A 13,292-nucleotide genomic window follows, 5' to 3' on the forward strand; every position below is an offset into this window, starting at 1 on the left:
GCCGCAATCCGGGACACTCTTCGCATCCTGTGTGCCCGGGGAAAGGACGCGATGCCATGTCGGAGGCTGCATCCACTCACGTCGCCCTGGCGAAGAGCACGAGGAACAGCGCAACGCACAGCAGCACCACGGACGGAACGCTGCTCCCGTCCCTCGCTCCACTGCTCCACGAATGGCTGCCCCGGCAGCGCTGGTTCGCCGGCAAGGGCCGGCCGGTCACCGGCTTCCGGCTGGTCTCGGCCACCGAGATGGTGCCGTTGGACGGCACGGCGGGCCCCGGCCTCCTGCACCTGCTGCTGCGGGTCGAACAGCCCACCCGGTCGCCCCGCCCGGGCGACGACTGCTACCAGCTCCTCCTGGGCGCAAGAACGTCACTGCCGCCGCTGCTCGCCGGAGCGTTGATCGGGCGGGTGGAGCGGGGGCCGCTCGCCGGACGGACCGTGTACGACGCGCTGCACGACCCCCGGCTGGCCGATGTGCTGCTGGAGCGGTTCCGCCGCCCCGGGAGCCTCGGCTCGCTGCGCTTCGAGCGGACCGCCGCCGTCCCGGCCGGTCTCGCGCCCCGGGTGCTCGACGCCGAACAGTCCAACTCCTCGCTCGTCTACGGGGACGCGTTCATCCTGAAGATCTTCCGGCGGGTCTTCCCGGGCACCAACCCGGACCTGGAGCTGCCGCTCGCCCTCGGCGGCGAGGGGTGCGAACGGGTGCCCGCTCCGGTGGCCTGGTTCGAGGCGCCCGGACCCGAACCGCTCACCCTCGGCGTGCTCCAGCCCTTCCTGCACGGAGCGCGCGACGGCTGGCAGCTCGCGCTGGCCGCGCTCGCCGCGGGCCGTGACTTCGTGCCGGAGGCGCGGGCGCTGGGCCGGGCCACCGCCGAGGTGCACACCGCGCTCGCCGCCGCACTGCCGACCCCGGCGCTGCGCGGCACCCAGACCCGCCAGCTCGTCGCCCAGATGACCCAGCGACTGGAGGCCGCCGCCCAGGCGGTCCCGGCGCTCGTGCCGTACGTCCCGGGGCTGCGCGCCGCGTTCGACGCGGTGACGGATCTCGGGGTCCGGGGTAGCGGCTGGGCCCAGCAGCGGGTGCACGGCGATCTCCATCTCGGGCAGACGCTGCGCTCCGCCGACGGCTTCTGGTCGCTGATCGACTTCGAGGGCGAACCGGCCCGCCCGCTGCCCGAGCGCCGGATGCCCGCACCCCCGGTGCGCGATGTCGCGGGGATGCTGCGGTCCTTCGACTACGCGGCCCGCTCGCACCGCCCGTGGAACCCGGAGTGGGCGGCCCGCTGCCGTGCCGCCTACTGCGAGGGCTACGCGCAGGCGTCGGGCAGCGATCCGCGCGGCGAACCGGAGCTGCTGCGCGCTCACGAGACGGACAAGGCCGTGTACGAGGTGGTGTACGAGGCCCGGCACCGGCCCGACTGGCTGCCGGTTCCGATGGCGGCCATCCAACGTCTCGCCCAGTCCGCGGCGGCCTGAGCCGGGCCGCGCACCCTCTCCCCGTCCCTGGCCGCCCCGCCCCTCCCGTCCCTGGCCGTCCCTCCCGTCCCTGGCCGCCCCTCCCGTTCCTGCCCGCCCCTCCCGTTCCTGCCCGCCGCCGCCCGTCCCGCCACGCGTCTCCCGTTCCTCTGTATGTCGCCCCTCCGCCCGCGCTTCCCTCTCCCTTCACTCTCCGAGGAGGCAGTCCCTGTGACCGCCCGCAAGCCGTCCCGCAAGGCATCCCGCAAGACCGTCGAGGTCCCGGTCGAGGTTCCGGCCGAAGCCCCCGTCGAAGCTCCCGCGCCGGCGCCCGCCGAGGCCGCCGCGCAGGAGCCCGGAGCCGCGTCCGCCACGACCACCACCAAGTCCGCGCCGGCCAAGCGCGTCCGGCCCAAGCGGGCGGACGCGGGCCCGCCGCGCCCCCGGCAGGCCGGCGACGATCAGGGCGCCCGCCCCGCACCGGCCCTGGACGGCGCGGACCGGGGCCGGCTGCTGGCCGGCGACCACCACGCGCCGCACGACGTGCTCGGCGCCCACCCGATCCCCGGCGGGGTGCTGGTGCGGGCGCTGCGGCCGTTCGCCCGGTCCGTCACCGTGCTGGCGACCGGCCTGCGGGCCGAGCTGCACGACGACGGCGACGGCTTCTTCTCCGGGGTGCTGCCGGTGCCGGAGGCGCCCGCGTACCGGTTCGAGGTGACGTACGACGACAACACCATCGAGGTGGAGGACCCGTACCGCTTCTGGCCCGCGATCGGCGAACTCGACCTGCATCTGATCGGCGAGGGCCGGCACGAGGAGCTGTGGCGGGCGCTCGGCGCGGAGCCGATGGAGCACCAGGGGGTGGCCGGGACGCGGTTCACCCTGTGGGCGCCGAACGCGCGCGGTGTGCGGATCACCGGAGACTTCAACTACTGGGACGGCACCGGCTTCCCGATGCGTTCGCTCGGCTCGACCGGGGTGTGGGAGCTGTTCCTGCCGGGGGTCGGCGAGGGCGCGCTGTACAAGTACGACATCTGCCGCCCGGACGGTTCGCACACCGTGCGGGCCGACCCGATGGCCCGGCGCACCGAGGTGCCGCCCGCGACCGCGTCGATCGTCACCGCCAAGCACCACGAGTGGCAGGACGCGGACTGGATGGCGCACCGGGGCGACCGGCCGGTCCACGAGGCCCCGTTCTCGGTGTACGAGGTGCATCTGGCTTCCTGGCGACCGGGTTTGACCTACCGTCAGTTGGCGGAGCAGCTCCCGGCGTACGTCAAGGATCTGGGCTTCACGCACGTCGAGCTGATGCCGGTCTCCGAGCATCCCTTCGGCGGCTCCTGGGGCTACCAGGTCACCGGGTTCTACGCGCCGACCTCGCGGCTGGGCACCCCGGACGACTTCCGCTTCCTGGTCGACGCCCTGCACCGGGCGGGCATCGGCGTCATCATGGACTGGGTTCCGGCCCATTTCCCGCGCGACGACTGGGCGTTGGCCGAGTTCGACGGACGCCCGCTGTACGAGCACGCCGACCCGCAGCGCGCGGCGCACCCGGACTGGGGGACGCTGGAGTTCGACTACGGCCGCACCGAGGTCCGTAACTTCCTCGTCGCCAACGCCACGTACTGGTGCGAGGAGTTCCACATCGACGGGCTGCGGGTCGACGCGGTCGCCTCGATGCTCTACCTCGACTACTCCCGCGAGGACGGCCAGTGGTCGCCCAACGACCAGGGTGGGCGGGAGAACTGGGACGCGGTCGCCTTCCTCCAGGAGATGAACGCGACCGTCTACCGGCGCAACCCCGGCGTCGTCACCATCGCCGAGGAGTCCACCGCCTGGGACGGCGTGACCCGCCCCACCGACAGCGGCGGCCTGGGCTTCGGGCTGAAGTGGAACATGGGCTGGATGCACGACTCGCTCCAGTACGTGGCGAAGGAGCCGATCCACCGCAAGTACCACCACAACGAGATGACGTTCTCGATGGTGTACGCGTACAGCGAGAACTACGTGCTGCCGATCTCGCACGACGAGGTGGTGCACGGCAAGCAGGCGCTGGTGGCGAAGATGCCCGGCGACTGGTGGCAGCAGCGCGCCAACCACCGCGCCTACCTGGGCTTCATGTGGGCCCACCCCGGCAAGCAACTCCTCTTCATGGGCCAGGAGTTCGCCCAGGGCGCGGAGTGGTCCGAGGGGCACGGCCCGGACTGGTGGCTGTTGGACCCGTCCTACGAGGCGTCCGGCGACCACCGCGGGGTGCGGGACCTGGTGGGCGATCTGAACGCGGTGTACGGGGCGGTGCCCGCCCTGTGGCAGCGGGACACCTCGCCGGAGGGGTTCAGCTGGGTGGACGGCGGGGCGGCCGAGGACAACGTGTTCGCGTTCCTGCGCTACGACGCGGACGGCTCGCCGCTGCTCGCGGTCTCGCACTTCTCCCCGGCGGTCCGGAGCGAGTACCGCCTCGGGGTGCCGGAGACCGGGACGGAGGGCTGGGTGGAGGTCCTGAACACCGACGCGGCCCGGTACGGCGGCAGCGACGTGCGCAACGAGGAGCCGCTGAAGGCGGAGGCGGTGCCCGCGCACGGGCGGCCCTCCAGCATCTCGCTGACGCTGCCGCCGCTGGCGACGGTGTGGTTCCGTCCGGCGTAGCCCGTACGTACGGAACCGTGAACGGCCGGGGCCGGTACCGCGTCTCTCCTGACGCGGTACCGGCCCCTCCCCCGTTGCAGGCCCGTCAGCTGTCGGCGGCGATCACCTCGATGATGCTCGACCAGGACGTGGAACCGTGGCCCTCGGCGATGGCCCGGTCGGTGACGGACTTCAGCCCCGCCAACTGGGAGACGTCCAGGCTGTGACCCTTCGCGGTGTGCAGGATGTGGTCGACGCTGGCCGCCATCATGGCGAGGTTGCCGCCCTCGCCCACGTAGGTACGGGTATCGATGTCGGTCGCCGTGTAGGCCGCGATCGGCGGCAGGATGGCCGCGATGGTGTTGAGGTACGGGGCGAGCGACGCGCCGTCGATGCCTTCGGCGCGGGCCAGCGCGAAGGCGTGGACGAGGCCGCCCATGGCTCCGTAGAAGAAGTCCAGCATCGCCATGTCGTAGGCGGCGGCGAGCCCGTGGTCCTCGCCGAGGAAGGTGGCGGGCTCGCCGAGCGCCTTGAGGGTGGCCTCGTGGGTCTCGAAGGCGGCGCGGTCGCCGGAGTGGAAGACCAGGGCGTCCGCCGAGCCGACCACGTCGACCGGAACCATGATCGCCCCGTCGAGGTAGGACAGCGAGTGCTTCTCGGCCCAGGCGGCGGCCTGCCGCGAACGGGCCGGGATGTCCGAGGTGAGGTTGACCAGGACCCGTCCCTCCAGGGCCCCGGTCAGCGGCTCCAGTACCGCGTCGGACGCGTCGTAGTCGACGAGACAGACCACGACGAGTCCGCTCGCCCGTACGGCCTCCTCGGCGGACGCGGCCCGCACCGCGCCCAGCGCGACGACGTCCTCGCCCTTCTCGGGCGAACGGTTCCAGACAGTGGTGGGGTGGCCTGCGGCCAGGAAGGCGCGGGCCAGGGAGCGGCCCATGTCACCGAGGCCGAGAACGGTGACGGGGGTGGGGGTGGGTTCGGTGGTCGTGTGCGCTTGCGTCATGGGGACCATGCTGGGCGGGCGAACAGGGGTTGACCAGAACCCACTTGACTGTCAGATACGCACTTCCGGGAAAGGGTGCAGGTCAGCGGTCGGCGGGGCGCCGGCCCACCGGGCAGGTCGGCCGACGCCTCCAGTTCGGCTCGGGCGAGCTGCGCGCCGACCTCGGCTCGCACCGACGCGAGCTGACCGATCAGCGCGTCCAGCTCGTCGAGTTTGCGCCGGTAGACGGCGAGCGAGGCGGGGCAGGAGTCCCCGGCCGGGTGGCCGGCGCGCAGGCAGTCGACGAAGGGCCTGGTCTCCTCCAGGTCGAACCCGAAGTCCTGCAGGGTCCGGATCTGCTGGAGGAGGCGCAGGTCGCCCTCGTCGTAGCTGCGGTAGCCGTTCTCCGCGCGCCGCGCGGGCAGCAGCCCGCGCGACTCGTAGTAGCGGAGGGTCCGCGTCGTCGTCCCGGCCCGTTCGGCCAGCTCCCCGATTCGCATGGGAGGAACGTATTCCTTGACGCCGACGTCAACGCAAGGCCGAAGGGCAAAGGAGAAGGCCAAAGCGTCGATGTCGGCGTCGGGGCCGTCTCGTCAGTTCGCGCGGGCGGCGGACCGTCGGCGCACGGCCCACAGGATGCCGCCGCCTGCCGCCACCGCCGCGGCGGCCATGCCGAGGAGTGGGGCGGTGGAGTCCGAGCCGGTCGCGGCGAGGTTGCCGCCGGTCTGCGGGGTGGTGCCGCCGGTCGTCGAGCCGCCCGTGTCGGCGGAGCCGCCGGAGGTGCCGGTCGTCCCGCCGGTGCTGCTCGTGGAGCCGGTGGAGCCCGAGCCTCCGGTGGACGAGGAGCCGCCCGTACCGCCGGTGGAGCCGGAGGAACCGGAGGAGCCCTCGGTGCCCGACTCCTCGCCGGTGTCGATCACGATCTGCGCGGTGTCGTTGGCCGCGTTCCGGTCGAAGGGGCGCTCCTGGCCGGTGAAGGAGACCTCGCCGGTGGTGCGGCCGACGGCCTTGTCGATGCGCAGGACGAAGGGGTAGCTCTCGCCGCCGTCCACGTCGACCCAGGACTGCGAGGTCCCGCAGCGGTAGTGGGTCTTGGTGACCGCGTCGCAGAAGCCGTGGGGCTTGACGACGGAGGTGCCCTCCGGGATGCGGATGTCGACGGTGGTGACGCTCTCGTCGCGGGCGCCCTGGACGCGGGCGGGGCCCTTGTTGGCGAACTTCACCGTCGCGGTGACCTTCTCGCCGACCTTCCCCTTGAGCTCGGCGCCGGTCAGGGTGAAGTCGGCGGTGTTGGCGGCGGTGACGTCGGCCTCGGCGACCGGCTCGGGGTGGTTCTTGCGGTCGGCGTCGGTGGCCGGGCCCTGCTCGACCAGGGTGAGCGGGTCGCCGGTGCCGGGCACCGGCTCGGTGGAGCCGCCGTCGCCCGGGTCGGGCTCGTCGACGCCGACTGTGACCCGCAGGTCGTCGCGGAACGCGGAGTCGAGCGCCTTGACGGAGACGGGCTTCGCCGTGCCGTAGACGACGCCCGGCTCCAGCGGCTGCTCGATCTTGCAGGAGGCGACGTTCGACTCGGGCATCTCGTCGTAGGACGGGGTGGTGTAGTACGTGCAGTTCTTGTGCGTCTCGTCCGCCTTCAGGCCCGGCGACACGGCATACGTCACCCAGACCGCGGGCACCTCCGCCGCCCCCTTGTTGAGGAAGGTGAGCGGGGTGGAGAACGAGCTTCCGGGTTGAACCCCCTCGACCGGTGCGATCGTTCCGACGCCGAGATCCGGCTCCGGGTCGGCGGCGAGCGCCGGCACGGCGCCGAGCGCCACCAGCGCTGCGGCGGCCACGGCGGCGGTCCCACCGCGCAGGGTACGGCTGCGGGAAGGGGGGATGCGCATGGAAGTCCTTCGGTCGTGGGGTGTGCGGGGCTCGTCGGGCTCGGTCGAACGGACTGCGGGTCGAACGGACTGCGGTGGAACGGACTGCGGTCCTTCACCTCTCAAGACCGGTGCCGGACAAGGAGGGTTGTGCCGGCCGGAGCAGTCGTGACAGAACACGGACACAAGGCGTCGGTTTCGGACACAGGTCCGGACACAAGGCATCGGTAACCGACACGGACGTGGACGCGAGTACGGGCCGGGCAGGGGCACGGGCCGGCCAGGGCCGCCGACGCAAGGACACCCGTACCGGGGGGTACGGGTGTCCTTGGGTGGGGGGCTCGGTGGCGCGGGTCAGACCTTGGCGGGCTGCTCGGCGGCCGCGTTGTCCCGCTGCTCGGGGACCTCGTCCGAGGGGGCCGGGCCGTGGCCGTCGTCCACCAGGGTCTTCTCGTCGAACGGGATCCGGCCGGCCAGCACCTCGCCCACCCGGTCCTTGTCGATCTCCTTGGTCCAGTGGCCGACCAGCACCGTGGCGACCGCGTTGCCCGCGAAGTTGGTCAGCGCGCGGGCCTCGCTCATGAAGCGGTCGATGCCGACGATCAGGCCGACGCCGTCGACCAGTTCGGGGCGGTGCGACTGGAGGCCGCCGGCCAGGGTCGCCAGGCCCGCGCCGGTCACACCGGCCGCGCCCTTCGAAGCGATGACCATGAAGACCAGCAGCGAGATCTGCTCACCGGCACTCAGCGGGTCGCCCATCGCGTTGGCGATGAACAGCGAGGACATCGTGAGGTAGATCGCGGTGCCGTCGAGGTTGAAGGAGTAGCCGGTCGGCACGGTGATGCCGACGACGGGCTTGCTGACGCCCATGTGCTCCATCTTCGCGATCAGCCGGGGCAGCGCCGACTCGGACGAGGAGGTGGAGAGGATCAGCAGGAACTCGCGGCCCAGGTACTTCAGCAGCGAGAACAGGTTCACCCCGGCGATCATGCGGAGCAGCGCGCCGAGCACGACGAACACGAACAGCGCACAGGTGACGTAGAAGCCGACCATGATGATCGCCAGGGACTTCAGGGCGTCCAGGCCGGTCTCGCCGACCACCGCGGCGATCGCGCCGAACGCGCCGACCGGGGCGGCCCACATGATCATGGCGAGGATGCGGAAGACGAGGCGCTGGATGTGGGTGATGCCGCGGATGATCGGCTCACCCGCCTTGCCCATCGCCTGGAGCGCGAAGCCCGCGAGGAGCGCGACGAGCAGGGTCTGGAGGACCTCGCCCTCGGTGAAGGCGGAGACGATCGTGGTCGGGATGATGCCGAGCAGGAAGTCCGCGGTGGACTCGCCCGCGCCCCCGGCCTGCTCCGCGCCCGCCTCGCGGGCGGCCTCGGTGATGTGGAGGGTGGAGCCGGGCTCCAGGAAGTTGCCGACGAGCAGGCCGATGGCGAGGGCCACGGTCGACATGACCAGGAAGTAGCCCAGCGCCAGACCGCCGACCGCGCCGACCTTGGCGGCCTTGCGGACCGAGCCGACGCCCAGCACGATCGTGCAGAAGATGATCGGCGAGATCATCATCTTGATCAGGTTCACGAATCCGGCGCCGATGGGCTTCAGCTCGACGGCCACCCCGGGGGCCACGAAGCCCACCAGGATGCCGAGCGCCACGGCGGCGATCACGGCGATGTACAGGTAGTGGGTGCGGTCCCGTTGTTTGGCTGCCACAGCCATGGTGGGGCTCCTCGGCTCGGTCAGAACGTGCGCCCCCGTCCCTGGGGGCTTCGGTGACTATCCACCGGCCTGTGACCCCGGTCACCCTTGCGTTCATATCGTTCACAGTCGCTTTCCGGCCACCCGGGAGACTTCTGGGAGCGTCCGGCCGGGCCAGGCAGACTGTGGGGTATGCACCTCCCCCGTACCCGCCCCCGCAGTCTGGCGGGCCAGCTCTTCGCCATGCAGGTCGTGCTCATCGCCGCCGTGGTGGCCGGGTGCGCCGTGTTCGCGTACGTCTCCGGCAGCGCGCAGGCCGAGGAGACGGCCGCCCGGCAGGTGCGGGTTGCGGCCCTCGCCGTGGCCGATTCCCCTTCCGTACGGGAGGCCATCCGTACCCCGGACCCGTCCGCCGTACTCCAGCCGTACGCGGAGCGGGTGCGCGAGGACACCGGGATCGCCTTCGTCACGATCATGGACACCGAGCGGGTGCGCTGGACGCACCCGGACACCAGCCAGATCGGGGACACCTTCCTCGGGAACACCGCGAAGGCCCTGCGCGGGCAGACCTTCACCGAGACCTACACCGGCACGCTGGGCCCCTCGATACGGGTGGTCACGCCGATCCGCGACGGAGGGGAGATCGTCGGCCTGGTCAGTGCTGGCATCACCGTGGACCGGGTCTCCTCGCAGGTACGGGAGCAGCTCGGCGCCCTCGCGCTGGCGGCGGGCGGGGCCCTGGCCATCGGCGGGATCGGCACGTACGTGATCAACGCCCGGCTGCGGCGGCACACGCACGGCATGAACGCGGCCGAGCTGAGCCGGCTGCACGACTACCACCAGGCCACCCTGCACGCGGTGCGCGAGGGGCTGCTGATGCTGGACGGGCGGCGGCGGATCGCGCTGATCAACGACGCCGGCCGGGAGCTGCTGGGCCTGGAGCCGGACGCGGAGACCGTCGGCCGCACGGTCGACGAGCTGGCCCTGCCCGCACCGCTGACCGGGGCGCTGCTGGCGTCGGAGGCGCGGGTGGACGAGCTGCACCTGACGGCGGACCGGGTGATCGTCGTCAACACCCGTCCGGTGGTGGGCGGTGAGCGGCGGGGCACGGTGGTGACCCTGCGGGACCACACCGAGCTCCAGGCGCTCTCCGGGGAGCTGGACTCCGAGCGCGGTTTCACGCAGGCGCTGCGCTCGCAGGCCCACGAGGCGGCGAACCGGCTGCACACCGTGGTGTCGCTGATCGAGCTGGGCCGGGTGGAGGAGGCGGTGGACTTCGCGACGGCGGAGCTGGAGCTGGCCCAGGTGCTGACCGACCGGGTGGTGGGGGCGGTGGAGGAACCGGTGCTGGCCGCGCTGCTGCTCGGCAAGGCGGCCCAGGCGAACGAGCGAGGTGTTGAGCTGGTGCTGGCGGAGGACAGCCTGATCGACGACGGGGCGCTGCCGGACTCGCTGGCGCAGCGGGATCTGGTGACGATCCTGGGCAATCTGATCGACAACGCGGTGGACGCGGCGTCGGAAGGCCCCGAGGACGCGGAGGAGTCCGGGGCCGCGGTGCCCGCACCCCGGGCCGCCGGCGATCCGGCGGGACGGGCGCGGGTCACGGTGACCGCGCTCGCGGACGAGCGGGAGCTGCTGCTGCGGGTCGCGGACACGGGGGCCGGCATCGGTCCGGAGGCCGCGGACGAGGTGTTCCGGCGGGGCTGGTCGACGCACGGGGCGGGGCGCGGGCTCGGCCTGGCGCTGGTGCGGCAGTCGGTGCACCGCAACGGGGGCACGGTGGAGCTGGACGCGGGTCCGGACGGCGGCGCGCGGTTCACCGTACGGCTGCCGCTCGGAGACCGTACGGCGGGGTCGGCGGCAAAGGCCCGTACGAAGGAGGTCACGGCGTGATCAGAGTGCTGGTGGTGGAGGACGATCCGGTGGCCGCCGACGCCCATCAGATGTACGTGGAGCGGGTCGAGGGCTTCACGGTGACGGCGGTGGCGCACACCCGGGCGGCGGCGGTGCGGGCGCTGGAGCGGACGCCGGTGGACCTGCTGCTGCTCGACCTCTATCTGCCCGACGGGCACGGGCTCGGGCTGCTGCGCTCGCTGCGGGCGTCCGGCCACGGGGCCGATGTGATCGCGGTGACCTCGGCGCGGGATCTGGCGGTGGTGCGGGAGGGGGTGTCGCTGGGCGTCGTGCAGTACGTGCTGAAGCCGTTCACGTACCCCACGCTGCGGGACCGGCTGGTGCGGTACGCGGAGTTCCGGGGCGTCGCCGGGGAGGCCAGCGGCCAGGAGGAGGTGGACCGGGCACTGGGCGCGCTGCGGGTCGCGCATCCGGCCACGCTGCCCAAGGGGCTCAGCGGTCCGACGCTGGAGGCGGTCACCCGGGTACTGAAGGAGGCGCCGGAAGGGGTGACGGCGGCCGCCGCCGGGGAGCGGCTCGGCATCTCCCGGATCACGGCCCGGCGGTATCTGGAGCATCTGGTGACCGTCGGCAGCGCCGCGAGGCGTCCGCATTATGGGCAGGTCGGCCGACCGGAGTTGCACTACAGCTGGCGGCCCGCAGGACGCTGACCGGGCTGCGCCCCACAGGCCGACAAGCGCTTGCCGGTCGGTTTTGCTGCACTGACGACAAGGGGCCTGGGCGGAAAAGAAAGCGCTGGTGGGACAGAGTTCGCGTACCGCCCGCCCGGTTCGCGGCTGGAGGTTCCTACGAAGCGTGTTCTGTGGGGAACGTACCGTAGCCAGGGCGGAAATGGACTTCTACGGTGGGCCCGTGCACCCCACCCCGCCGTTCAACGCCCCCGCCGCGCGCCGTCTCCGCGAGGCTCTGGGGATGGCTCCCGGCCATGTCGCCTACGGGCTCGCCGCCCAGTACGGACTCCGGATCAGCGCAGAGACCGTCATCGCCTGGGAGCGCGGCCTCGCAACGCCCGGGGAACGCGAGCTGACCGCCCTCGCCGGCGTCCTCTGGTGCGCCCCCGGCGAGCTGCTGGCCGCCGCCGCGACCCTGCGCGAGCACCGGATGACCCGGGATCTGACCGTGGACGACCTGGCCCGTCAGCTGGGGATGACGGGCGCCTCGTATCTGCGGATGGAGGAGTCGGGGCGCTGGCGGGGCAACGAGAGGCAGTCGGCGGCGCTCTGCCGGGCGCTGGGGCTGACGGCGGCGCAGTTCCTGACGGCGACGGGCCGCGACGAGGAGCTGGCGGAGCTGCTGAGCAGCGCGGTCACCACGCGCTGGCAGGCGTACGTCCGGCCGGTGGCCAAGGTCGTCCCGCTGGACCGGGCGCTGATCCAGGACGTGCTGGAACAGCTGCACGCCGACTACCAGGCGCTGATGGTCTCCACCCTGAGCTGGAGCAGCACCGGCCAGGAACGCTCCGGGTCGACGGGCGACGCGGGCCGGGCGTTCCTGGCCCGGGTGGTGGAGCAGTTCTGGCGGACCGCCGGGGTGTGACCCCTGCGGCGACGCCGGGGTGGCCGCGGGAAGGCGGACCCAGGGGTGTCCGGCGGACACTCCCTAGAAGACCGACTCGGCCTCGTACATCCGCTCGGTGGGCACCCGCTTCAGCTGGGTGACGGCGTCGGCGAGCGGGACCATCGCGATGTCGTTGCCGCGCAGGGCGGTCATCCGGCCGAAGTCGCCGCGGTGGACGGCCTCCACGGCGTTCCAGCCGAAGCGGGTGGCGAGCACCCGGTCGTACGCGGTGGGCGTGCCGCCGCGCTGGACATGGCCGAGAATGACCGGCCGGGCCTCCTTGCCGAGCCGGGTCTCCAGCTCGACGGCCAGGCGGTTGCCGATGCCCTGGAAGCGTTCGTGGCCGTACTGGTCGATCGCGCCCTTGGCGTACGGCATGGAGCCCTCGGCCGGGTGCGCGCCCTCGGCGACGCAGATGACGGCGAACTTCTTGCCGCGCGCGAACCGCTCCTCGACCATCTTGACCAGGTCGTCGACCTGGAAGGGCCGCTCGGGCAGGCAGATGCCGTGGGCGCCGCCGGCCATCCCGGACTCCAGGGCGATCCAGCCCGCGTGGCGGCCCATGACCTCGACGACCATCACGCGCTGGTGGGACTCGGCGGTGGTCTTCAGACGGTCTATGGCCTCGGTCGCGACGCCCACCGCCGTGTCGAACCCGAACGTGCGGTCGGTGGCGGAGATGTCGTTGTCGATGGTCTTCGGGACGCCGACGACCGGCATGCCGGCGTCGGAGAGCATGCGGGCCGCGGTGAGCGTGCCCTCGCCGCCGATCGGGATCAGCGCGTCGATGCCGTAACGGCGGGCCAGCTCCTCGCAGTTCTCTGCGGCCTCGCGGAGCCGGTCGCGCTCCAGGCGGGCCGAGCCGAGGATGGTGCCGCCGCGGGCCAGGATGCCGCTGACCGCGTTGAGGTCGAGGGGGCGGAAGTGGCCGTCGAGCAGCCCCTTGAAGCCGTCCTCGAAGCCGATGACCTCGTCGCCGTGGCCCACGACGGCCCGGTGGACGACCGACCGGATCACTGCGTTCAGGCCGGGGCAGTCGCCGCCCGCGGTGAGAATTCCGATGCGCATCGAGGTGTGTCTCCTGCTCCTAGTAACCGCGCTTTCCGGGGGCCGGCCGGGGGCCGGTCCCGTGCCCTGAACCACCACGATCCTCCCACGCCGCACACCGGCCCGGCGCTTTCGGCC

The 13,292-nt window shown here is 72.5% G+C and carries 10 protein-coding genes; 5 read left to right on the forward strand and 5 right to left on the reverse strand.

The window, feature by feature from the left end; translation table 11 throughout:
* The first annotated feature begins 56 nt into the window (after positions 1-56).
* Complete coding sequence (locus ACFWM7_RS04715; protein ID WP_383255078.1) at positions 57-1,478, forward strand: maltokinase; 1,422 nt, start codon at positions 57-59, stop codon at positions 1,476-1,478.
* A 210-nt stretch (positions 1,479-1,688) separates the two neighbouring features.
* Complete coding sequence (glgB, locus tag ACFWM7_RS04720) at positions 1,689-4,103, forward strand: 1,4-alpha-glucan branching enzyme (RefSeq protein WP_383255080.1); 2,415 nt, start codon at positions 1,689-1,691, stop codon at positions 4,101-4,103.
* Positions 4,104-4,188: 85 nt separating this feature from the next.
* On the opposite strand, the gene ACFWM7_RS04725 is transcribed toward glgB, so the two are convergent.
* The 4 genes from ACFWM7_RS04725 to ACFWM7_RS04740 form a co-directional block, all read right to left on the reverse strand.
* Complete coding sequence (locus tag ACFWM7_RS04725) at positions 4,189-5,088, reverse strand: NAD(P)-dependent oxidoreductase (protein WP_383255083.1); 900 nt, start codon at positions 5,086-5,088, stop codon at positions 4,189-4,191.
* Entirely contained in the window at positions 5,085-5,567 is a 483-nt protein-coding gene (locus ACFWM7_RS04730) for a MerR family transcriptional regulator (RefSeq protein WP_383255085.1), read from the reverse strand. The genes ACFWM7_RS04725 and ACFWM7_RS04730 overlap by 4 nt, the downstream gene beginning before the upstream one ends.
* 93 nt (positions 5,568-5,660) lie before the next feature.
* Positions 5,661-6,953 carry an LAETG motif-containing sortase-dependent surface protein gene (locus ACFWM7_RS04735; RefSeq protein ID WP_383255087.1) on the reverse strand — a complete coding sequence of 431 codons (1,293 nt, stop codon included), beginning with the start codon at positions 6,951-6,953 and terminating at the stop codon, positions 5,661-5,663.
* A gap of 333 nt (positions 6,954-7,286) precedes the next feature.
* A complete protein-coding gene (locus ACFWM7_RS04740) occupies positions 7,287-8,657 on the reverse strand; it encodes a cation:dicarboxylate symporter family transporter (protein WP_383255089.1) in 1,371 nt (456 codons plus the stop codon).
* A gap of 171 nt (positions 8,658-8,828) precedes the next feature.
* On the opposite strand from ACFWM7_RS04740, the gene ACFWM7_RS04745 reads away from it, so the two are divergent.
* The 3 genes from ACFWM7_RS04745 to ACFWM7_RS04755 all read left to right on the forward strand — a co-directional run bounded on the left by ACFWM7_RS04745 (position 8,829) and on the right by ACFWM7_RS04755 (position 12,086).
* Entirely contained in the window at positions 8,829-10,529 is a 1,701-nt protein-coding gene (locus tag ACFWM7_RS04745) for an ATP-binding protein (RefSeq protein ID WP_383255091.1), read from the forward strand.
* Entirely contained in the window at positions 10,526-11,200 is a 675-nt protein-coding gene (locus tag ACFWM7_RS04750; RefSeq protein ID WP_383255093.1) for a response regulator, read from the forward strand. Before ACFWM7_RS04745 ends, ACFWM7_RS04750 begins: the two co-directional genes overlap by 4 nt.
* 181 nt (positions 11,201-11,381) lie before the next feature.
* On the forward strand, positions 11,382-12,086 hold the full coding sequence (locus ACFWM7_RS04755; RefSeq protein WP_383255095.1) for a helix-turn-helix domain-containing protein: 705 nt from the start codon (positions 11,382-11,384) through the stop codon (positions 12,084-12,086).
* 63 nt (positions 12,087-12,149) lie between these two features.
* Here ACFWM7_RS04755 and ACFWM7_RS04760 read toward each other — a convergent pair whose 3' ends face one another.
* The gene (locus ACFWM7_RS04760; RefSeq protein ID WP_383255098.1) at positions 12,150-13,175 is read right to left on the reverse strand and encodes an ATP-dependent 6-phosphofructokinase; all 1,026 of its coding nucleotides are present in this window, start codon (positions 13,173-13,175) and stop codon (positions 12,150-12,152) included.
* Positions 13,176-13,292: the final 117 nt, after the last annotated feature.

This window comes from Streptomyces sp. NPDC058375, from assembly GCF_042723425.1.
GTDB lineage: Bacteria > Actinomycetota > Actinomycetes > Streptomycetales > Streptomycetaceae > Streptomyces > Streptomyces durocortorensis.